This window comes from Streptomyces sp. NPDC058308 (assembly GCF_042880275.1).
Lineage (GTDB): Bacteria > Actinomycetota > Actinomycetes > Streptomycetales > Streptomycetaceae > Streptomyces.
On the sequence record NZ_JBHVZA010000046.1, the window covers coordinates 12,631 to 35,014 of the forward strand.

The following is a 22,384-nucleotide window of genomic DNA, read 5'->3' on the forward strand; positions in this document are numbered from 1 at the left end:
GGCGGTCGGCAGCCTTGTCGCATGACGACCGACACCACGCAGAGCGCGCCCGTACGTTTCGACACCAAGATCGCAGTGATCCTGCGGGAGGACCTGGAGACCTGGCAGCGGCTGAACGTCACCGCGTTCCTGGTCAGCGGCCTCGGCACGCAGGACCCCGAGGTGATCGGCGAGCCGTACGCCGACGCCGACGGCACCCCGTACCTGCCGATGTTCCGCCAGCCGGTGATGGTCTTCGAGGGGACGAAGGAGGCGGTGACGGCGGCGCACGGCCGTGCGCTGAGCCGCGCACTGCCCCGGGCGGTCTTCACCTCCGACCTCTTCGCCACCGGCAACGACCGTGACAACCGGGCGGCGGTACGGGCCGTGCCGGGCGATCAGCTGGATCTGGTCGGCGTCGCCGTGTACGGGCCGCGCAACGCGGTCGACAAGGTGATGAAGGGCGCCCGCATGCACCCCTGAGGCATCCCCCCGAGAGTCAGCGGAACAGCCTGAAGGCGGCCCGGACCTCGCTCACCAGCGTCGACGGCTGTTCGAGGGCCGCGAAGTGCCCGCCCTTGTCGAGTTCGTTCCAGTGCCGCAGGTCGGGGAACTGCGGCTCGGCGAGGCGCCGGGACGGCCGGTAGTAGTCCGCGGGGAAGACGGAGCAGCCGGCCGGCACCGGGACGGGACCGTCGTCGCCGGTGGCGGCGGCGAAGCTCTCCCAGTAGATGCGGGCCGCCGACGCCCCGGTGGCGGGTATCCAGTACAGCGTGAGGTTGTCGAGGAGCTCGTCGTGGGTGAAGGCAGTACCGGGATCGCCGTCGCAGTCGCCCCACGCCTGGAACTTCTCGACGATCCACGCGGCGAGCGCGGCGGGCGAATCGGTGAGGCCGTAGCCGATGCTCTGCGGGCGGGTGGCCATCACGGTGGCGTAGGCCGTCCCCTGGGCCCGGTGCCGGGCGAGCGACTCCAGAGCCGAGCGCTCCCTCCCGGTGAGGTCGGCGGTGTTCTCCGGCTCGTGGAACGGAACCATGCTCAGGTGGATGCCGACGACGTTCTCGGGATGCCTTCTGCCGAGGGCCATCGTGATCCGGGCGCCCCAGTCACCGCCCTGGGCCCCGTAGCGCGCGTAGCCGAGCCTGCTCATCAGCCGGTCCCACGCGTCAGCGATCCGTTCCGTGCCCCAGCCGGTCCCGGACGGTTTGCCGCTGAACCCGAAGCCCGGCAGGGACGGGCACACGACGTGGAAGGCGTCGGCCGCGTCGCCGCCGAACGCGACGGGATCCACCAGCGGATCGATGACCTTGTGGAACTCGGCGACCGAGCTGGGCCAGCCGTGCGTGATCAGGAGCGGGACCGCGTCCGGGTGTGGTGAGCGGACGTGGAGGAAGTGGATCCGCAGCCCGTCGATCTCGGTGGTGAACTGCGCGAACCGGTTCAGCCGGGCCTCTGCCGCGGCCCAGTCGTACTCCTGCGTCCAGTACCGGCACAGCTCCCGTACGTAACTCAGGCGGGTGCCCTGCGACCAGTCGTCGACGGTCTCGGGTTCGGGCCACCGGGTCCGGCGCAGCCGGTCCCGCAGATCGGCCGCGGCGGACTCCGGGATGCTGATCCGGAACGGGACTGTGTCTGCGGACGGTCCGTTCATCGCACACTGCTCCTTCGGGCGGGCCGGGTGGCGGGGCGGGCGTGGAAGCGGAGGCCGGCGACCGCGGATGCCAGCGCGGCCCCGCACATGGCCAGCCAGGCGACGCGGAAGCCGTGCAGTGCCTGGTGACCGAGGATCGCGGTGAGGACCGCGACGCCGAGGGCCGACGCGATCTGACGGGACATCATGAGCACGGCGGTGGCCAGCGAGATCCGGTCCGGCGGCAAGGTGGCCGCCGAGCCGAACAGCGGCGGCTGCAGGAGTGCGGTGCTGATGCCGGCGAGCACCGCGCCGGGCAGGAACACGACGAGGTACTGCGGCCGGTCCGTCGCCGTCAGCGCCCACCAGCCGCACCCTGCCGCGAGGGTCAGCCCGCCAAGCACCGCCGAGGCTCGCGCGCCGAACCGCGCGACGATACGGCCGGACAGCGGCGCCGTCGCCATGGTGCTGGCCGGCATCGGCGCGATGGCAAGCGCCGCGGCCACGACCGAGTAGTGCCAGCGGCCGGTGAGGAAGAGCGTGGCAGCCAGGATCATCGCGGCGAACGCCAGGTAGTAGAGGAACACGCCGCTGACGGCGACCGTGAACAGCCGGTGCCGGAACAGGTCGAAGCTGATCACCGGATCCGGGGCCCGGCGCAGGTGACGCACCGTCAGCACCCCCAGCAGAACGGTCGCCGCGGCGCACCCGAGGATGGCCGCGGAGCCGTAGCCCCAGACGGAGGCCTGGGTGAACACGGTCGTCAGGCCGGCCACGGTGGCCAGGACCAGAACCGCCCCAAGGAGGTCCAGGCGCTTGCGGGCGCCGCGCGGGGAGGCCGGGAGTTCACGGCGTCCGGCCAGGACGGCGACCACCACGACGGGAATGTTGATCAGGAAGATCCACCGCCATCCGGCGGCCAGCAGCAACCCCCCTGCCACGGGGCCGGATCCGGCGCCCGCCGCGGCGACCGCGGTCCAGATGCCCATCACCTTCGCGTGTTCGTGCTGCGGGAAGGCGGGGAGCGCGAGGCCGAGAGAGGTCGGGATGAGAATCGCGGCCGCCGCGGCCTGCACGATCCGCGCCACCACCAGCGCGGGCAGCACCGGGGCGACGGCACAGCCCACCGAGGCCACCCCGAACAAGGTCATCCCCAGCAGGAACGCGCGCTTGCGGCCGATGTCGTCGGCCAGTCTGCCCGCCGGCACCAGCATCGCCGCGAGCACGATCGTGTAGGCGTTGAGCACCCACGAGACCTCGGCGAGACCGGCGCCGTCGAACGTTCTCTCCAGCGCCGGGAAGGCGACGCTCACCGCGAACAGGTCCAGGATGGCGAGGAATTGGGCGGCCGAGGCGATCGCCAGGATCCGCCACCGCCGGACGCCGACTCGGGTGGGCGCAGGGGATTCGGTGTTGTGGACTGTCACCTTCCGCACCGTACAGAGCGGCCAAGGTCATCTCGAGCGGCGCCTTTGCCATCATCCGATAGTTTCGCGACATGACCAGAGTTCCGGGCACCCTGGCGGTGCTGCTCCTTGATCAGCAGGCCGCGATCGAGGTCGCGCTCGCGTGCCAGACCTTCGGCACCCCACCGGACGGCCACTGGGGAGACTGGTACGACGTGCAGCTGTGCGGCGTGGGCGGCGCCGGGGCGTCGGTGGCGCTGCGCGCCTGGTTCGATCACGGGGGGCCGGCCGGCACGTTCGGGTTGCGCGCCACCCATGGACTCGACGCCCTGACGACCGCGGACACGGTCGTCGTCCCCGGGACCGGGGACGTGCACGCCGATCCGCCGGCCGAGGTCCTCGACGCGGTCCGCGCCGCCCGTGCGCGGGGCGCCAGGATGGTCTCGCTCTGCTCGGGCGCCTTCGTGCTCGCCGCGGCCGGGGTCCTCGACGGCCGTACGGCCACCAGCCATTGGACGCACACGCCGACCCTGGCCAGCCGGTTCCCCGACGTGAAGGTGGACCCGAACATCCTCTACACCAACGATCCCGACGTGCTCACCAGCGCCGGTCTCATGGCCGGGATCGACCTCTGCCTCCACCTCATCCGCGAGGATCTCGGCGCCGAGGCCGCGAACGCCGTCGCGCGGCGGATGATCGTCCCGCCGCACAGGGCGGGCGGCCAGGCCCAGTACGTGGAATCGCCGATACCGGCCGCACGGAGCGGCGCCGGTCTCGGGGAAGTCCTCGAATGGGTCATGGCCCGGCTGGACCAGCCGATCGGGGTCCGCTCCATCGCCGCACGGGCCGGAGTCTCCGGGCGCACCCTGATCCGCCGGTTCCAGGCGGAGCTGGGCACCACTCCCAGCCGCTGGCTCCTCGACCAGCGCTTGTCCCGGGCGCGCGAGCTCCTGGAGCGGACCGGTCTGCCGGTCGACCTCGTCGCCGAGCGGAGCGGCCTGGGCACGGCCCCCAACCTCCGCGCCCACTTCGCCCGCGAGTTCGGGATCTCCCCCACCGAGTACCGGCGCGGGCATGCTCGGTTCAGCCCGGTGAGCAACGCGCCGGAGAGCCGGTTGGCGGTCTCGGAGCCGTAGAGCCTCACCCCAGCGTGTCGAGGTCGATGATCTCGACCAGGCGCTTGGCCACCGGCGAAGGACGGGCGAAGAGGTAGTCGTGGCCCCCCGGCCACGACTGCACCTCGCAGGTGGCCGAGGTCAGTTCCGACCAGGCCTTCATCTCGTCGGCGGCCATGAGGTCGCGGTCGCCGAGCCATGCGGTCACCGGGCAGTCCAGGACCGGTTCCGTCGGGACGGGCAGCTCCGCGGACAGCGCGAGGTCCGCGTACCAGCGCCGGGTGAGCGGCTCGCGGAAATCCGCGGGGAGGGCCTCCCATTCCGCACGGCCGATGCCGCTCAGTTCGGCGAACTGCACCAAGTCGATGCTGTCGACCGTGCCGCCCGGGAACACGCGGGTGAACCGGCTCTCGCCCGGATCCGGCCGGTACGAACTGACGATCAGCCGCCGCACGTCCCTCACCGGAGCCAGCCAGGTCGCGATGTGCGTGCCGATCAGGCTGCCCATGCTGTGGCCGAGGACGACGAAGGGCACTTCCGGCAGGGCGGCCATCGCCTGCTCGAACTGCCGGCGCAGTTGACCGAGCGTCCACTCCGGCGGCTCGGCGCAGAGGTCCTCGCGGCCGGGCGGCTGGACGAGGAGCAGGTCCATGCGCGGTGGCAGCCACTGTGTCCAGGTCCAGTACGCACCTGCGGCGCCGCCCGCAGGCGGAACGCACACCAGGCAGACCTCGCCCGGCTGGGTGCCGGAGACGACGTGCTGCAACCAGGGCGACGGCTTCTTCAGCGACCTCTGACCCATTTTCGCCACCTCAGATCCGACGGTTGGGAGGGAGCACGAACCGCCGGAACACGAGTTCGCGCAGCACGTCGTCCCCGGCCTCGACGATGGTCACCGCCCTGATGTCCCGCAGGTATTTGGAGAGGGGCAGCTCCGTCGTATAGCCGAGGCCGCCGAACATCTCCGACCCCACGGTGGCGATCTGCCAACCGGCCTGGCCGCAGAACATCTTGGCCGTCAACGCCGAACGCAGCGCGCCGCGTCGGAGGAATTCCGCCGACGGATCGGCCGTCGCCATGATGGCGTCGTACTCGCGCGCGGCCGCGAGGCACTGGTTGCGCATGACATCGATCTGCATCTCCATCTGCCCGATCTTGCTCGCGAAGACGGAGTTCTCGATGAGCTTGTGACCGCCCAGCGGTTTCGTGATCGCGTAGTCGAGGCAGAGGTCGCGGATTCTCCTGGCCACGCCCAGCGCGATGGCCCCGATCAGGATCCTGCTGGAATTGAGGCCCACCTCGATTATCTTGAGCCCGGGGCCGTCAAGGACGTTGCCCTTCGGCACGGCACAGTCGTCGAAGGACACCTGATAGGTGCCCGCCGACCGCAGACCGATCATGTCCCAGCGTTTGACCACGCGGGCACCCGGCGTCCCCCGGGGCACCAGGACCGCCCGGTAGGAGGCCGCCTCTCCCCTCTCTCCCGCGGACTTGGCGAAGACGATGAGGTAGTCGGCGAAGCCGGAGTTGGTCGAGAACATCTTCTCGCCGTCGAGCACCACCTCATCGCCTCGCCGGGTCAGCGTGGTCGTGAGGTTGATCAGCTCGCTTCCGGCCTCCCGCTCGCTGCCCAGGGCCGCCGAGTACCCTCCGTCGCGCGCCATCGCCGTGAGGAACTTCTCCCGCAGCTCCCGTGACCCGTACAGCGAAACCATCGAGCTGCTGAGGACGGAGATCAGGAGCGTGAAGGCCGAGCCCGCGTCGGCGTAGGCGAGTTCCGAGACGATGTCGACACTGTCGGCCAGACCGAAGCCCGCGCCGCCGTACTCCGGGGCGAGCCACCAGTTCAGCAAGCCCCTTTCGTGCAGCGGCCGGTAGAGCTCCAAGGGCGGCTCCGCGCCCGAGTCGAACTCCGCGTCGCGCCCGAGAAGAGTGGTCTGCGCGAAATCACGGATCACCGCCAGCGCCTCTTGTGGCGACGATATCGGCGCATCGGCCGGCGCGTGGTTCTCAGAGTGCACAGTTTCGCCTTTCAGGACTGGGGCGGCGGGAAGGAGCGCCGGAACGTGAAGGCTTCCGGGGTCGGCCCCTTGGCGTTGAGCATCCCGAGCCGGGCCATGCTCTCGTCGACATCGGGGAGGCTGCCCGACGGCATCCACCACAGGACCGACGGGGCGCCGCGCGGCGGCTTGAACCAGTTCCGGCGTATCCGCAGGGAGTCCGCGTGCTCACCCCGGTAGGTGAAGTCCTGAAGTTCCGCCAGGCTCTCCCATACCGAGACGTTCAGCATGTACGGGTCTTCGGGGAGGTCGAAGAGGGATTCGAGCCGGAAGACGAAGCCTGGTGCCTTTCGGGCAAGAGCGTCGATGGTGAGTGCCAGCTCGTGGAAGTCGGCGAGTTTCTCCGACTTCAGCGAGTCGACCGCGTAAAGGATGTTCGCCTGGGCGATGTGGTAGCGGGCGCTCATCGGCTGGAAGCCTCCTGAGGGGTCGGCAGGTAGCCCGTCTCGACGAAGTAGTCGATGGTCGCGGCAAGCGTCCCGGCGGTCACCGGGAGACCGGCGACGCCGACCGACGCGAGCGCGTCGCGTGTGGCGTCGCACGCAAAGGCCGGCGAGCCGTGTCCGTCGGGGGCGGGGTTCAGGGCCATCTCGGAGAAGGTGTCGAGTACCGGGTGGGCGGCGTTGTCCGGGTCGCTGCGCACCATGTCGGCCCACAGCCCCGGTGGAAGCTCCGCCAAGGGGTAGCCGCGTGCGGTGAGGGCGGCGATGACCGAGGCGAAGGGCACCCGTTCCGGACCGGACAGGTGGAAGGTCCCGCCGAGCCTGCCTCCGTCGCAGGCCAGGGCGGCAACGGCGGCCGCCGCGTAGTCGACGGGGACGATGTCGCTGGTCAGCTCGGTGGTGGGAGCCGCGCCCGCCTGGACGCAGCCCTTGACGACGCGCCAGAGCAGGTCGTCCGCCCGGCACGCCCCGCTCTCGTGGTCGCCGAACGCCCGCGACAGCCGGTACACCGAGACGGGCAGCCCGCGTTCGCGCGCGCCGGCCACCAGTTCCTCGGCGACCCACATGCTCTGCTCGTAACCGTGGGACAGGGCCGAGAGCGGGCCGGTGGGCGCGTCCTCGGCCAGCGGCCGCCCGTCGGGGCCGGGCTGCCCGAAGACGGCGAGCGTCGATACGTGGTGCAGCGGAACCGTCCGGTGCCGCCCGGCCAGCCGCAGCACCTCCTCGGTCCCCGACGCGTGCGCGGGCTCGAGTTCCTCGGAACGGTCCAGCTCGTCGAGGACGGCATCGCAGTGGAAGACGCCGTCCACGGTCCTGGCCAGCGCGTCGAACTCGCCCTCGGTCAGGCCGAGTCGGGGCCTGGTGAGCTCGCCGGGCACCGGGACCAGGCGGTCCGCCATGCTCTCGTCCCAGAGCCGGTACCGGTGCAGCGTCTCCCGCAGCCGTGCCGCACCCTCGCCGGCGTCGGCCGCCCCGACCAGGCAGTGCAGGGTGGCCGAGGTCCGGTCGTACAGCTCACGCAGCAGGAAGGCGCCGAGGAATCCCGCTCCGCCGGTGACGAAGAGATGTTTCGCGGCCGCCAGAGAAGCGGGCGCGGTCTCCGCGGCGGGAACGATGTCGTCGGCCGGCCGCACCCGCGCCGGAGCCGCCTCCTGGGCCGGCGCCTCGGGCGTCTCGTCCTCGTCGGCCAGGATGTCGGCGATGCGTGCCGCGAGCCCGTCGGGCGTCGGGGTCTGGAAGACGGCGTTGGCCGACAGGTGCCCGGTCAGCCCGAGCAGATGCACGAGCCGGTTGCGGAGTTCGAGGGATGCCAGGGAGTCGAAGCCGAGCGCCATCAGCGGCAGGTCGGCGGCGACGTCGTCGGCGGACGGCAGGTTGGCGACCTCGGCGGCGTGCCGGGCGATGATCCCGACCAGTTCGGCATGGCGCCGCTCGGCGGGCAGACCGGTGAGGAACGCGCGCAGCCGCTCGCGTTCGCCGGCGCTGCTGTCCCCCTTCGCCGTGCTCCTGGCCTGGCGGAGCCGTGGTGCATTGCGGACCATGTCCCGGAGCATCGCCGGGACGAGTTGTGCGTCGATGGCCTCGGTCGGCTGGATGCGGCAGGGGATGGCGAGGGGGCTGTCGGCGGCGCGGGCCGCGTCGAACAACGCGCAGCCGTCCTGGGCGTCCAGTGGGAGCAGCCCCCACCGTGCGAGCCGGGCGTGGTCCGCCTCGGTGAGGGCCCCGGTCATGCCGGTGCCGCGTTCCCACGGGCCCCAGGCCATCGAGACGCCCGGCAGCCCGAACGCCCTGCGGTGCTGCACCAGGGCGTCGAGGACGGCGTTGCCCGCCGCGTAGTTGGCCTGCCCCGGTGTGCCGAGGACGCCCGCCACCGACGAGTACATGATGAAACTGCCTGGCGCGGAATCCCTGGTCAGCAGGTGCAGGTTGACGGCGCCGTCCACCTTGGCGCGCATGACGCGCTCGATCTGGGCGTCGGTGAGCGTCTCGATGGTCCCGTCGTCGAGGACTCCGGCAGCGTGGATGACGGCCCCGAGGGGCCGGTCGGCGGGGAGGGAGTCCAGGAGCGCGGACACGGCGTCGTAGTCGGCGACATCGCAGGCAGCGATCCGGACGGACGCCCCCAACTCGTGAAGCTCCGCGACGAGTTCATGGACTCCGGGGGTGTCCTCGCCGCGTCGGCCGGCCAGCACCAGGTGCCGGATGCCGTGCTCCGTGGCCAGATGCCGCGCGAGCAACCCGCCGAGTCCGCCGGTTCCCCCCGTGATCAGTACGGTCTGATCCGGGCCCGCCAGTGGCGGAGCCGTCGTCCCGGTGCGCAGCGGACCGATCCGCGGCGTGCTCAGGTGCCCCCCGCGGATCGCGATCTGCTCCTCCGCCGTCTGCAGGGCCAGCGGCAACGCCTCCACGGACGACGGGTCGTCGTCGAGGTCGACCAGGACGAACCGGCCGGGGTACTCCGCCTGAGCCGTCCTCACCAGACCCCATACCGAGGCCCCCGCGACATCGGCCACGTCCTCGTCGGGCGCCGTCCCGACCGCGCGGTGCGTGATCACCGCGAGCCGGTCCTGCGCATCCCCGGTGGCGGCCAGCCACTCCCTCGTACGGGACAGCACCAGTCGTACGTTGTCGACGGCCGACCGGGCCAGGCCGACGGCCGCATCTCGGCTGTCACGGCTGTCACGGCCCTCGGCACCGGTGGGGCCGGGGGCGGGCGGGACATCGAGCAGCACCGGGCCCGGCCCGTGAGCGGCCGACGCCGCGCTCTCCCAGGTGCCGCACTCGATTCCGGCGTCCGCCAGCAGGCGGCCCAGACCGTCGTCGCCGCGCCCGGCGAGCAGCCGGAGCCGTTCGCCCGGCACGGTGACGGCCGGGGCGGCCAAGGAGGTCCACCGGACCGTGGACAGTGGCTGCGCCGTCGCGCCCAGCAAGGACCCGGCGGGCCTGAAGGCCAGCGTGGCGATCCGGCCGACGGCATCACCCGTGTCGTCGGCGAGATCGACGCTGAACTCCGTGTCGCCGGTCGCCCTGATCCGTGCCCGGACCGCGGCGGCCCCCACCGCGTACAGGCCGGTCCCCGTCCAGGTGAACGGCAGAACGGGTGCCGACTTGAGCGCGTTCTCGCGGGCCATCGCGGCCAGGCAGCCGTGCAGTACCGCGTCGGTCAGGGCCGGGTGCAGTCCGTACTGTCCGGCATCCGGGCCGACCTCCGCGGGCAGCCGTGCCTCGGCGAAGAATTCGTCGCCGCGCCGCCACAGACGCTTCAGACCGCGGAAGACGGGGCCGTACGCCATCCCGGCCCGCTCGGCCGACTCGTATACGGCGTCCACGTCCATCGGCTCGGCGCCGGGCGGCGGCCACTCGGCGAATCCGTCGCCCGGCGGCTCCCACGACGGGGACAGTACGCCGGTCGCGTGGCGGGTCCACTCGCCGATGCCGCCCGGCCGGGAGTGCACCGTGACACGGCGCCTGCCCTCCTCGTCCACGGCGTCGACGGTGAGCTGGACCTGCACGGTGTCGTCGTCGGGCAGCAGCAGCGGCGCCTCCAGGACGAGTTCGTCCACCCACTCCGTACCCACCTGCTCCCCTGCCCGCAGGGCGAGTTCGAGGATGGCGGTGCCGGGGAGGACCGTCTCGTCCCCGACGGCGTGGTCGGCCAGCCACGGGTGGCTGTCGAGGGACAGCCGGGCGGTGAACAGGTGCCCGTCCGTCTCCGCGAGCTGCACACCGGCGCCGATGAGGGGGTGTGCGGGACGTTCGAGCCCGGCTGCGGCGAGATCGGTCGGTCCGGTGCGCGGCGTTTCGCTGAGCCAGTAGCGCCGGCGTTGGAAGGGGTAGGTGGGCAGGGGGATGCGGCGGGGCCGGGCCGGGGCGAAGTGGGTGCCCCAGTCGACCGTGACGCCGTGAGCGTGGGCCTGGGCGAGGGAGGTCGTCATCCGGTCCGGGCCGCCGTCGTCGCGGCGCAGAGTCCCGACCACTACGGCGTCGGCCCGTGCCGCCTCGATCGTGCCCTCCAGGCCGAACGCCATCACCGGATGCGGGCTGATCTCGATGAACACGTGATGCCCGGCGGTGAGGAGGGCGCGCGTCGCCGCCTCGAACTCCACCGGGCGGCGCAGATTGCGCCACCAGTACTCCGCGTCCAACTCCTCGTGCCCGACCGGCTCCCCGGTCACCGTCGAGATCATCGGGACCGATCCCGTCCGCGGTCGCACCCCCGCCAAGGCGTCGAGCAGCTCTCCCCTGGTCGGATCGACGTGGCTGCTGTGCGACGCGTATCCCACGTTGATCGTGCGGGCGAGGATCCCGGCGGCCTCGCACTCGGCCCGCAACTCCTCGACCGCCGCCGCCTCACCGCTCACGGCCACGGACTCCGGGCCGTTCACCGCGGCCACGGTCAGCCGCGTCCCCCAGCGCGCCGCGCGCTCGCGCGCCTGAGCGGCGCCGAGCCCGAGCGACAGCATCGCCCCACTGCCCAGCAGCGGCACCAGCGCCCGGCTGCGCAGCGCGACCACGCGGGCCCCGTCGTCCAGCGACAGCGCGCCCGCCACACACGCCGCGGCGATCTCACCCTGCGAATGCCCGACCACGGCGGCCGGTTCGACTCCGTACGCCCGCCACACCCGGGCCAGAGAAACCATCACCGCCCACAGCGCCGGCTGCACCACATCGACCCGATCGAGATCCGGCGCCCCGGCCGCCCCCCTCAACACCTCATCCAGCGACCACGGCACATAGCGCTCCAGCGCCCGACCGCACTGTGCCAGGGACTCCGCGAACACCGGGGACGACTCCGCCAGAGCCGTCGCCATGCCCAGCCACTGGCCGCCCTGCCCGGGGAAGACGAACACCGGTCGCGGATCCGCCCACGCGGTCCCGCGCACCACGTGCGGGGCCTGCTCGCCACGGGACAACGACGCGAGTCCTGAAGCCAGTTCGTCGCGCCGGGACCCCAACACCACCGCGCGGTGGTCGAATCGGGACCGCGTCACCGCCAACGAGAACCCCACATCCTGCGGCCGCTCCGCCTCCGCGACCGGAAGCAGCCCCGCCGCCTGCGCCCGAAGTCCCGCCTCGGTCCGCGCGGAGACCACCCAGGGCACGACGTCGAGTTGCACGGCCGCAGCCGGGGTCGCTTGGGGATCACCGTCCGGAAGCGCGTCGGCCTCCTCCTGCGGTGCCTCCTCCACGATCACGTGCGCGTTCGTCCCGCTCACCCCGAACGACGACACACCACACCGCCGCGGCCGATCGCCCTTCGGCCACTCGACCGCCTTCGCCAACGGCACCACCCCGCTGCCGTCCCAGTCCACGTGCGGGGTCGGCGACGAGAAATGCACCAGCCCTGGAAGCGCCCCATGCCGCAACGCCATCACCGTCTTGATCACACCCGCCACACCCGCCGCCGCCTGCGCATGACCGATGTTCGACTTCACACTCCCCACCCACAGAGGGCGATCGACCGGACGACCCACCCCGTACGTGGCGATCAGAGCTCCGGCCTCGATCGGGTCTCCGAGGGTGGTGCCGGTGCCATGCGCCTCCACCGCGTCGATGTCGGCGGGCGAGAGGTCGCAGGCGCGCAGGGCGTCGCGGATGACCCGTTGCTGCGACGGTCCGTTCGGCGCGGTCAGGCCGTTGCTCGCACCGTCGGAGTTGACGGCGGAGCCGCGGACCACGGCGAGGACCTCATGGCCGTTGGCCCGGGCGTCCGAGAGCCGCTCCAGAAGGAGTATTCCGGCGCCCTCGCCCCAGCCCGCCCCGTCGGCGCCGTCGGAGAAGGGCTTGGACCGGCCGTCGGGCGACAGCGCGCCCTGCCGGGACATCTCGGTGATCACCCGTGGTTGGCACATCACGGTCGCACCGCCCGCCAGTGCGAGAGAGCACTCGCCGCGGCGCAGCGATTCGGCCGCCGTGTGCAGCGCGACAAGCGACGAGGAGCACGCCGTGTCGAGCGTGATCGCCGGACCCTGCAGGCCCAGGGTGTAGGCGATCCGGCCGGAGGCCACGCTCGCGAGCTCGCCGGTCAGCAGGTACCCCTCCGCGTCGGGGGGCGGGGACTGCAGCGGGAGGCTGTAGTCCTGGTAGATCACGCCCGCGAAGACGCCGGTGCGGCTGCCGACGAGGGAGGCGGGATCGATGCCCGCCCGCTCGACGGATTCCCAGGCGCATTCGAGCAGCAGCCGCTGCTGCGGGTTGATGGCAGCGGCCTCGCGCGGCGTGATGCCGAAGAACCCCGCGTCGAAGTCGGCGGCGCCCTCCAGGAATCCGCCTTCGCGCACATAGGTCGTTCCGGGGTGGTCCGCGTCGGGGTGGTAGAGGCTCTCGGTGTCCCAGCCCCGGTCGGAGGGGAACGGCGCTATCGCGTCACCGTCGGCCGCCACGAGGTCCCACAGGTCGTCGGGCGACATCACGCCGCCGGGGAACCTGCACGACATCCCGATGATCGCGATCGGCTCGGCGATCCTCGTCTTGAGCCGTTCGTTCTCCTTCAACGATTCGCGCAGCGCCTCGACCAGATCGTCGACGGACGTGTTCAACGTGCCTCCTCGAACATGAGCGGTCCCGGAACAGTCGGCCAAAGGCCGGTCAGGCGACGTCACTTGGGCTCTTTCGACGCAGCGCCATCCGTACGAGCTCATCGCCGTTCATGTCGTCGAAGGCGTGCTCGCCGCGGGCCTCGGGCGCCTGGGCGGCGTCGGGGCCTGAGTCGTGGGTGTTGTTGTCGTGAGAGTTGTTGTCGTGAGAGTTGTTGTCGCGGGTGTTGTCGTGGCCGGGGGTCTCGGGGCCGTCACCCGTACCGAGTTCGGCGATCAAGTGGTGGGCCAGCTCGCGAGGTGACGGGTAGTCAAAAATGAGAGTGGTCGGCAGCCGGAGCCCCGTCGCGGCGCACAGCCGGTTGCGGAGTTCCACACCGGTCATCGACTCGAACCCCAGCGCCTTGAACGAGAGGTTCACCGCCGTCCGGACCGACGCGTCCAGGCCGAGCACGGCGGCGATCTCGCCGTCCAACAGATCCCATACGTCGCGCGCGGCGGTGACCGTCCGGCCGCCGCTCGCCGTCGGCGGTCCCTGTTCGCCGATTTCCGCCCCGGTCTGCCCGTCACCCGAGGCCAGGCCGGGTGTGGTGAGCCAGTAGCGCCGGCGTTGGAAGGGGTAGGTGGGCAGGGGGATGCGGCGGGGCCGGGCCGGGGCGAAGTGGGTGCTCCAGTCGACCGTGACGCCGTGAGCGTGGGCCTGGGCGAGGGAGGTCGTCATCCGGTCCGGGCCGCCGTCGTCGCGGCGCAGAGTCCCGACCACCGCGGCGTCGGCCCGTGCCGCCTCGATCGTGCCCTCCAGGCCGAACGCCATCACCGGATGCGGGCTGATCTCGATGAACACGTGATGCCCTGTTGCCAGCAAGTGCCGTGAAGCGGCCTCGAACTCGACCGGGCGGCGCAGATTGCGCCACCAGTACTCCGCGTCCAACTCCTCGTGCCCGACCGGCTCCCCGGTCACCGTCGAGATCATCGGAACGGAACCCGCGCGCGGCCGCACGTCCCGCACCGCATCCAGCAACTGCCGCTTGATCGGGTCGACATGACTGCTGTGCGATGCGTAATCCGCGTTGATGGTACGGGCACGAATCCCGGCGGCCTCGCACTCGGCCCGCAACTCCTCGACCGCCGACGCCTCACCGCTCACCGCCACCGACCCCGGGCCGTTCACCGCGGCCACGGAGAGTCGCTGTCCCCAACGGGCGGTCCACTCGCGCGCCTGAGCGGCGCCCAGCCCGAGCGACAGCATCGCCCCGCTCCCCGCCAGCGGCACGACAAGTTGACTGCGTCGCGCGACCACGCGGGCCCCGTCGTCCAGCGACAGCGCGCCCGCCACACACGCCGCGGCGATCTCACCCTGCGAATGCCCGACCACGGCGGCCGGTTCGACTCCGTACGCCCGCCACACCCGCGCCAAGGACACCATCACCGCCCACAGCGCGGGCTGCACCACATCGACCCGATCGAGACTCGGGGCGTCGACCGCGCCCCTCAACACCTCGTCCAGCGACCACGGCACATAGCGCTCCAGCGCCCGACCGCACTCCGCCAGAGAGTCGGCGAAGACCGGGGACGATTCGGCCAAGGCTGTCGCCATCCCTTGCCACTGGCCGCCCTGTCCGGGGAAGACGAACACCGGTCGCGGGTCCGCCCACGCCGTTCCCCGCACCACGTGGGGCGTCGGCTCGCCACGGGACAACGACGCGAGCCCTGACGCCAGTTCGTCGCGCCGGGACCCCAACACCACCGCCCGGTGATCGAACCGCGACCGCGTCACCGCCAACGAGAACCCCACGTCCTGCGGCCGCTCCGCCTCCGCGACCGGAAGCAGCCCCGCCGCCTGCGCCCGCAGCCCCTCCTCGGTCCGCGCGGAGACCACCCAGGGCACGACATCGAGCTGCGCGGCCGGAGCCAGAACCGGAACCGGCACCTGAGCCGCACCGGTCGCACCGCCCGGGTGCGCATCCGCCTCCAGCGGCGGTGCCTCCTCCACGATCACGTGCGCGTTCGTCCCACTCACCCCGAACGACGACACACCACACCGCCGCGGCCGATCACCCTCCGGCCACTCGACCGCCTTCGCCAACGGCACCACCCCGCTGCCGTCCCAGTCCACGTGCGGGGTCAGCGACGAAAGATGCACCAATCCCGGCAACACCCCATGCCGCAACGCCATCACCGTCTTGATCACACCCGCCACACCCGCCGCCGCCTGCGCATGACCGATGTTCGACTTCACACTCCCCACCCATAGAGGCCGACCCACCGGACGATCCACCCCGTACGCGGCGATCAGAGCTCCGCCTTCTGCCCGGTCGCCGGCCTTGGTGCCCGATCCGTGCGCCTCGACGGCGTCCACATCGGCGGCCGAGAGACCCGCGTTGGCCAGCGCCCTGACGATCAGCCGTTCCTGCGCGGGAGCGCTCGGCACGACCAAACCCTCCGTCGCGCCATCGGAGTTGACGGCGGAACCGCGGATCACCGCGAGGACCTGATGACCGTTCGCCCGGGCGTCCGACAGCCGGGTGAGCATGATCATGCCCGCCCCTTCGGACCAGACCGTGCCGTCCGCGTCGGCGGAGAAGGGCTTCGCCCTGCCGTCCGGCGTGAGGCCCTGCTGCCTGGTGAACTCGGTGAAGAACCCCGGTGAGGGCATGACCGAGACGCCGCCGGCCAGTGCGAGATCGCACTCCCCGGCCCGGAGCGACTGCACCGCCAGATGCGTCGCGACCAACGAGCCGGAAGAGGCGGTGTCGATCGTGATCGCCGGTCCGACGACCCCCAGCGTGTAGGCGATCCGCCCGCTGAGCGCGCTGGGTATGGTGCCGGTGAGCATCAGCCCGGCGGAGCCCTCCGGCGCCAGATGCATCGGCGGCCCGTACTCGGTCGAGAGCCGGGCCGCGAACACGCCCATGTTCATGCCGCTCACCGACAGCGGGTCCAGCATGGCCCGTTCGCATGCTTCCCATGAGACTTCGAGCAGGATGCGTTGCTCGGGATGCATGGCGACTGCCTCGCGGGGCGATATGCCGAAGAACGCGGCGTCGAATTCGGCGGCGTCGAGGAAACCGCCCCGGTCCACCGAACTGGCGCCCGCCCGTGTGGGGTCCGAACGGAGCCGGGCAAGGTCCCAGCCCCGGTCGGCGGGGAAATCGGAGATGGCCTCGGATTCGGCCGTGAGGAATTCCCACAGTTCTTCGGGAGAAGCGAGACCGCCGGGGTACCGGCATGCCATCCCAATGATTGCGATCGGTTCGGTCGTCATACCGCTTGACGCTGACTCGGACATCGTCCCCTCCCACCGGAGACCAACTTCCATAGGCCTGCCGATTTTTTTACTTGGTCCAGCCATTTTTCAGGCTAGGCAGCGCCGATCCCGGGGGTCAACCCGATACCGGCGAGGGGTTAGACAGCCTTTAGAGCCAGCGTCGGAGCCGTTTCCGTGAGCGGCTCCGATCAGCGGTTTTAACTATTCTTGGGATATCGGTCCTTGAGTGAATGCGAGGATCCGTCCCCCTCCTCCCCCGCTGCGGCGCGCTGACGCCGCTACGGCGTGATGACGACCTTCAGCCCTTCGCGGCGCTGCGCCGCAGCGAACGCGGCCGGCGCTTCGGCCAGCGGGATCCGGGACGTCACCAGGGGGTCGAGTGCGACCACGCCGCGCGCCGCCAGGTCGATGGCGCGCGGGTAGACCTCGTTCATCCGGCGCACCATCGCCATCGTCAGCTCCTTGCCCCGTGCGAGCGAGGCGCGGAACGTGGTCGTGTCCGAGCCGGGGATGCCGCCGAGCACCACGTGGCCTCCCGGCCGCACGGACTCCATGGCGATGCGCACCCCGTCGTCGTTCCCGGCCATCTCGAACGCGACGTCGACGCCGCATGAGGAGAAGTCGGAGTCCGCCGCCGAGGCGGGGACGGACACCGACGAGGGGGAGGCGGCCGACGGGTCGAGGACCTCGTCGGCGCCGCAGGTGGCGGCGGCTTCGCGGCGGTGGGCGAGCGGTTCGACCGCGATCAGGCGGGACACCCCGGCGGCCCGCAGCAGTTGGATGAGGAGCAGGCCGACCGGGCCGCAGCCCACGACCGCCGCCGTGCCGCCGAACGGCACCCTTCCCAGGTCAAGCGCCCACAGCGCGACCCCCAACGGCTCCAGCATCGCGCCGCCCACGTCGGACACCCGGTCGGGCAGCGGGTGCAGTCGGTCCGCCGGCCACGGCATGACCTCGCGCAGCATCCCGTCCGTGACCCCGTGTCCGGAGAAGAGGATGTTGTGGCAGAGGTTCCGCCGTCCTTCCCGGCACGCCGGGCACGCCTCGCAGGGGATCGCCGGGTCGATGGCGACCCGCTCCCCGCGCCGTGGCCCGGACACGATCTCGCCGGCCCCCTCGTGTCCGGGGACCAGCGGCCGCTCCAGTTTCGCGTCGCCGATCGCGCCGTCCTCGTACCAGTGCAGGTCGGACCCGCAGATCCCGACCGCGGTCACCCGCACCAGGGTTTCGCCCGCACCGGCCTCCGGCGCGAGCTCGTCCTCGACCCGCAGGTCCGCGATCCCGTGAAGCCTCGCTATATGCATTCGGCCGACCATAACGACGGGTAGGTGTGCCGTCCACGTAACCCCGGCGATTTGAGTCAACTCGGGGCGGCCAGAGCGCGGGCCGGAATTCGCGACGCCGCAACGGCGATACGCGTGGGGAAACCCGCCCAATGTCCTGCCGCCTCAAGCACGCCCACCTGCGGTCCTTGAATTGTTCATGGAATCCACGGATTCACAACTGCGATTCCGATTCCCGACGCGCTGTGCGACTGAAGTTCCTTCAGGGCCAAGCGCTTGCCGTCGTGGACGCAAAGGCAATTCACGCAGGTGCCGCGGCGGGGAGGACCGGCCGGGCACCGGTCGTGCATCTCGCGCGGCAAGCGGACCGGAGACCATCAGGCGCTGTCCGAAACCGAACGGGTAGGACCGCAGAATGACCCAACCAGCCGCCAGAGCTCACACGTTCACCGACTGCCTCCCGCACCCTGCCCCGCCGCGCCCGCGAATGCCGCTGTCCTAGACTGCCGACATGGCTGCTACATCCACTCAAGTCGTCCGTACCCGCGCGGTGTTCGCCCGCGAGACCGCCGCGCTCGCCGAGAGGGTGGTCGGACGATGAGTGCGGCGACGGACAACGAGTTCCAGTTCGCCCGGGCTCAGAAGGTCATCCCTGGCGGGGTCAACTCGCCGGTGCGCGCGTTCCGGTCGGTCGGTGGGGCGCCGCGCTTCATCGTCTCCGCCTCCGGTCCGTACGTCACGGACGTCGAGGGACGTGAGTACGTCGACCTCGTCGCCTCCTGGGGCCCCGCGATCCTCGGTCACGCTCCCCCGGCCGTCGTCACGGCGGTTCAGGACGCAGCGGCCCGTGGCCTCTCGTTCGGCGCCACGACGCCGGCCGAGACGGAGCTGGCCGAGCTCGTCGTTGAACGGCTCGGCGGCGCCCGCGCGGCGGGCGGCCTCATCGACGAGCTGCGCCTCGTATCGACCGGCACCGAGGCGACCATGACCGCGATCCGCCTCGCGCGCGGCTTCACCGGCAAGCCGCTGGTGGTGAAGTTCGCCGGTCACTACCACGGCCACTCGGACGGCCTGCTCGCCGCCGCGGGCTCGGGCGTGGCCACCTTCGGCCTGCCCGCCTCGGCCGGTGTCCCCGAGCCGATCACCGCGCAGACCGTCGTCCTGCCCTATAACGACCTCGACGCGGTGCGCGCCGCCTTCGCAGCCCATTCGGGGCGGATCGCGGCGGTCATCGTCGAGGCGGCGGCCGCGAACATGGGGGTCGTGCCGCCCGATCCCGGGTTCAACGCCGCTCTCGCCTCGATCGCGCACGACAACGACGCGCTGCTGATCCTCGACGAAGTCCTCACCGGCTTCAGGGTCGCCCCGGACGGATACTGGGGGCTGGAGAAGACGCGCTCGGCCCAGCCCTACGACGTCGACCTGGTCACTTTCGGCAAGGTGATCGGTGGTGGCATGCCTGTGGCCGCGGTCGGCGGCAGGAGCGACATCATGGGACACCTCTCGCCCAACGGCCCCGTGTACCAGGCCGGCACCCTGTCCGGTAACCCGCTCGCCGTCGCGGCCGGCATCGCCACACTCCGGCTCGCGGACCAGGCGGTCTACGCCCGACTCGACCGGGTGAGCAGCGACCTTCGGGCAGCGGTGTCCGACGCCCTCACGAAGGCCGGCGTCGCCCACCGCATCCAGTCCGCCGGCAGCCTGTTCTCCGTCCTGTTCGCCCCAAAGCCCGCCAGGGACTACGAAGCCGTACAGGCGCAGGACACCCACCGGTTCGCGCCCTTCTTCCACGCCATGCTCGAACACGGCGTCGCCCTGCCGCCCAGCGTCTACGAAGCGTGGTTCGTCACGGCCGCCCACGACGACCGCGCCATGGCGAGGATCATGGACGCCCTTCCGTACGCCGCCCGCGCCGCGGCCGAGGCTCGCCCGGACTGACCGCGGAAGCCGGACCAGGGATGACGGGAGACCCGGCCCCCGCGTCGAGGCAGGCGAGCTGAGCCAGCACCGCGGCGGAGTGCAGCGGTGCTGGTGTGCCCGACGGGGCCAGTGCTCCCACTACGCCTGGCCCGACGGCAGGCGGCGGCTCAGCCCTTGCCGCAGAACTCCGCCTCGAAGACGTCGTCGTAGAGCTTCCCGTCCTCCAGCCAGTCGCCGTTGAGGTGGAAGGTCAGGCTGTGCTTGCCGTCCGCCGTGGTCGCCGTGCTGGTCAGCGAGCCCCAGACGATGCCGTCGTGACCGTAGACCCGCACTCCGCACGACAGCGTGCGGACGATCAACCCGGCTCCGTAGGCGAAGGTGGTCCCCGTCTCGACCGTGTCCAGGAGTTCCTTCTGCTGGGCGGGCGGCAGGAGCTGCCCCTTCAGGAGGGCGCTGTAGTAGCGGTTGAGGTCCCCCGTGGTGCTGATGACCTCGCCGGTCGCGCCGGACCACGCCGGGTTGTACTCCGTGGCGTCGTAGATCTCGGGGCCGGGGTTCGCCGCGTACAGCTTGGAGTAGCCGATCGCGTGGGGCGCGGGCATTTTCGGGTCGGTGCCGGGGAAGGTGGTCTCGCGCAGTTTCAGCCGCTTGATGATGCGCCGCTCGGCCTCGTGGGCGTAGGTGTTGCCCGTGACCTTCTCGATGATCATGCCCGCGAGCACGAAGTTGGTGTTGGAGTAGTTCCAGCTGGTGCCGGGCTCGAAGTCGGGCTTGTACGTGAGCGCCAGGTCGACGATCCGCCGCGGCGTCCAGGCGTCGTAGCGGTGGGCCAGGAAGCCCGGCCCGTTCATGTGCTCGCGCCATTCCGGCGTGGACACCATGTCGTGCACGCCGCTGGTGTGGTTCAGGAGTTGACGTACCGTCACCTTCGTGCCGTCGTAGCCGTTCCCCTGCAGCACGCCGGGCAGCCAGCGCTCGACGGAGTCGTCGAGGCTGAGCTTCTTCTCGGCCTCCAGCTGCAGAAGCACCACGGAGACAAGGGACTTGGTGTTGCTGCCCGCGCGCAGATGGTCCGCCGCGGTCCGCTTGCGCCCGGTCGCGGTGTCGGCGTAGCCCGCGGATCCGAACCACTTGCCCTGCGGTCCGTTCACCTCGGCGGCCACGCCCGGTATGCCGGACCGCTCCAGCGCGTCGAGGGCCCGCTGGGTGGCGCCGTGGCCGCCGGGCGCCTCGGCCGCGGTTGCGGTACCGGTGGCGCCCGTCAGCGCCACCGCGACGCCGAGAGCCACGGCAAGACTCCGGAGCACATTACGTTCTCTGCCGGATGCGCGAAAAGACATGCGTTTCCCAACCCCCAAGCGGTAAAACATGATCATTTGACCCAGGCAGTGTACGGAAAGCCGGGCCCGAGGCTGAACCGAGGCAGATCCATGGCCCCTTGGTCTACGCCAATCAGGCCTGTCCCAGTATTCTCATCCGCAGCCAGTAGCACACATCCCCCCACCCAGGTTGCGCGCCGGCGCGGGCGACACCCCTTCCCACGGCCCCCAGCAGCCGGGTGACCTCCCCCATTCGCCGCCTCCAGGAGGATCACGGTGAAACTTCGCACCAGCAGCTCGGCGATCATCGGCTCCATCTGCCTCATCGCCTCCCTCGCCCTGGCCACGGCGTCCGCCGACGAGCCCGCAGGCCCACGCCAGACACCGAAGGTCACGCTCAGTCAGGTGGCCATGGCCCAGAATCCGATCGCCGGGACCACGGGTCCCGGCGGCACGGTCTGGATAGCCGAACGGGCCGGAACCGTACGGATGTTGGGAAAGCAGGGGCTCAGCGAGCCCGTGCTCGACATATCCGGCGAGACCACCACCGACGGCGAACGCGGCCTGCTGGGCATCGCGTTCGACAAGAAGTACGCGCACTTCTACATCTCGTTCACGAACCTCGAAGGCACCAGCACCATCGACGAGTTCGCCGTGCGGGGCGGCAAGATCCAGCCGAAGACCCGGCGCACCGTCCTCACCCAGACGCAGCCCTACCCCAACCACAACGGCGGCGACATCAAGTTCGGCCCCGACGGCTACCTCTACATCGCGTTCGGCGACGGTGGCTCGGGCGGCGACCCGCACGGCAACGGGCAGAACCTCGACACCCTGCTCGGCAAGCTGCTGCGCATCGACCCGCGGGGCGGCAAGCCGTACGCGATCCCGAAGGACAACCCGTTCGTGGGCGACCCGAAGGCGAAGGGCGAGATCTGGGCGTACGGGCTGCGCAACCCGTGGCGGTTCTCCTTCGACGCGGGCACGGGCGACCTGCTGATCGGCGACGTCGGCCAGAGCGCCTGGGAGGAGATCGACTGGGCACCGGCGAAGAGCCGGGGCGGCGAGAACTACGGCTGGTCCCGGATGGAGGGCACCCACCCCTTCCGCGAGGGCACCGAGCCCGCGAACCACGTGCCGCCGGTGCACGAGTACGACCGCACCGGCCTCGGCTGCTCGGTCACCGGCGGATACGTCTACCGGGGCAAGGCGATCCCGGCCCTCAGGGGCCAGTATCTGTTCAGCGACTACTGCGACGGCACCGTCCGCGCCCTGCGGATGAAGGACGGCAAGGTGACCGGTGTGAGCGATCTCGGGGTCAACGGCGGCGAGGTCGTCTCGTTCGTGCAGGGCCGCGGCGGTGAGCTGTACGTGCTCGACATCGGCGGCGCCGTCTCCCGCATCGACCCGGCGTGACGATTGCGCCAT

Annotated in this window: 13 protein-coding genes; 4 read left to right on the top strand and 9 right to left on the bottom strand. The window is 71.2% G+C overall.

Features of this window, described 5'->3' with window-relative positions; genetic code table 11:
* Positions 1–21: 21 nt before the first annotated feature.
* Positions 22–462: a DUF2000 family protein gene (locus ACFVYL_RS35745; protein ID WP_389723764.1), complete on the top strand. Its 441-nt coding sequence runs from the start codon at positions 22–24 to the stop codon at positions 460–462.
* 16 nt (positions 463–478) lie between these two features.
* Here ACFVYL_RS35745 and ACFVYL_RS35750 read toward each other — a convergent pair whose 3' ends face one another.
* Both ACFVYL_RS35750 and ACFVYL_RS35755 read right to left on the bottom strand, forming a co-directional pair.
* On the bottom strand, positions 479–1,630 hold the full coding sequence (locus ACFVYL_RS35750) for an epoxide hydrolase family protein (RefSeq protein ID WP_389723766.1): 1,152 nt from the start codon (positions 1,628–1,630) through the stop codon (positions 479–481).
* Positions 1,627–3,036 (bottom strand): MFS transporter, encoded by a 1,410-nt coding sequence (locus ACFVYL_RS35755; protein WP_389723769.1) that lies wholly within the window; start codon positions 3,034–3,036, stop codon positions 1,627–1,629. Before ACFVYL_RS35755 ends, ACFVYL_RS35750 begins: the two co-directional genes overlap by 4 nt.
* Positions 3,037–3,107: 71 nt before the next feature.
* Here ACFVYL_RS35755 and ACFVYL_RS35760 point away from each other — a divergent pair, with 71 nt between their 5' ends.
* Positions 3,108–4,151, top strand: coding sequence for a GlxA family transcriptional regulator (locus ACFVYL_RS35760; RefSeq protein WP_389723772.1), 1,044 nt, complete (start codon positions 3,108–3,110; stop codon positions 4,149–4,151).
* A 4-nt stretch (positions 4,152–4,155) separates the two neighbouring features.
* Here ACFVYL_RS35760 and ACFVYL_RS35765 read toward each other — a convergent pair whose 3' ends face one another.
* From ACFVYL_RS35765 to ACFVYL_RS35790, 6 genes are all read right to left on the bottom strand, one after another.
* Complete coding sequence (locus ACFVYL_RS35765) at positions 4,156–4,932, bottom strand: thioesterase II family protein (RefSeq protein ID WP_389723775.1); 777 nt, start codon at positions 4,930–4,932, stop codon at positions 4,156–4,158.
* Positions 4,933–4,942: 10 nt separating this feature from the next.
* Positions 4,943–6,088, bottom strand: a complete 1,146-nt coding sequence (locus ACFVYL_RS35770) for an acyl-CoA dehydrogenase family protein (RefSeq protein ID WP_389723778.1) — start codon at positions 6,086–6,088, stop codon at positions 4,943–4,945.
* A 74-nt stretch (positions 6,089–6,162) separates the two neighbouring features.
* On the bottom strand, positions 6,163–6,597 hold the full coding sequence (locus ACFVYL_RS35775; protein ID WP_389723781.1) for a DUF3291 domain-containing protein: 435 nt from the start codon (positions 6,595–6,597) through the stop codon (positions 6,163–6,165).
* Complete coding sequence (locus tag ACFVYL_RS35780) at positions 6,594–13,172, bottom strand: type I polyketide synthase (protein ID WP_389723784.1); 6,579 nt, start codon at positions 13,170–13,172, stop codon at positions 6,594–6,596. Before ACFVYL_RS35780 ends, ACFVYL_RS35775 begins: the two co-directional genes overlap by 4 nt.
* Before the next feature lie 49 nt (positions 13,173–13,221).
* Entirely contained in the window at positions 13,222–16,521 is a 3,300-nt protein-coding gene (locus tag ACFVYL_RS35785; protein WP_389723787.1) for a type I polyketide synthase, read from the bottom strand.
* Between the two features lie 194 nt (positions 16,522–16,715).
* A complete protein-coding gene (locus ACFVYL_RS35790) occupies positions 16,716–17,741 on the bottom strand; it encodes a zinc-binding dehydrogenase (protein WP_389723791.1) in 1,026 nt (341 codons plus the stop codon).
* A 576-nt stretch (positions 17,742–18,317) separates the two neighbouring features.
* On the opposite strand from ACFVYL_RS35790, the gene hemL reads away from it, so the two are divergent.
* Positions 18,318–19,658, top strand: coding sequence for a glutamate-1-semialdehyde 2,1-aminomutase (hemL, locus tag ACFVYL_RS35795; RefSeq protein WP_389723793.1), 1,341 nt, complete (start codon positions 18,318–18,320; stop codon positions 19,656–19,658).
* A gap of 149 nt (positions 19,659–19,807) precedes the next feature.
* Here hemL and ACFVYL_RS35800 read toward each other — a convergent pair whose 3' ends face one another.
* Positions 19,808–20,929, bottom strand: coding sequence for a serine hydrolase domain-containing protein (locus ACFVYL_RS35800; RefSeq protein ID WP_389723796.1), 1,122 nt, complete (start codon positions 20,927–20,929; stop codon positions 19,808–19,810).
* Between the two features lie 306 nt (positions 20,930–21,235).
* On the opposite strand from ACFVYL_RS35800, the gene ACFVYL_RS35805 reads away from it, so the two are divergent.
* Entirely contained in the window at positions 21,236–22,372 is a 1,137-nt protein-coding gene (locus tag ACFVYL_RS35805; protein ID WP_389723799.1) for a PQQ-dependent sugar dehydrogenase, read from the top strand.
* Positions 22,373–22,384 lie beyond the last annotated feature (12 nt).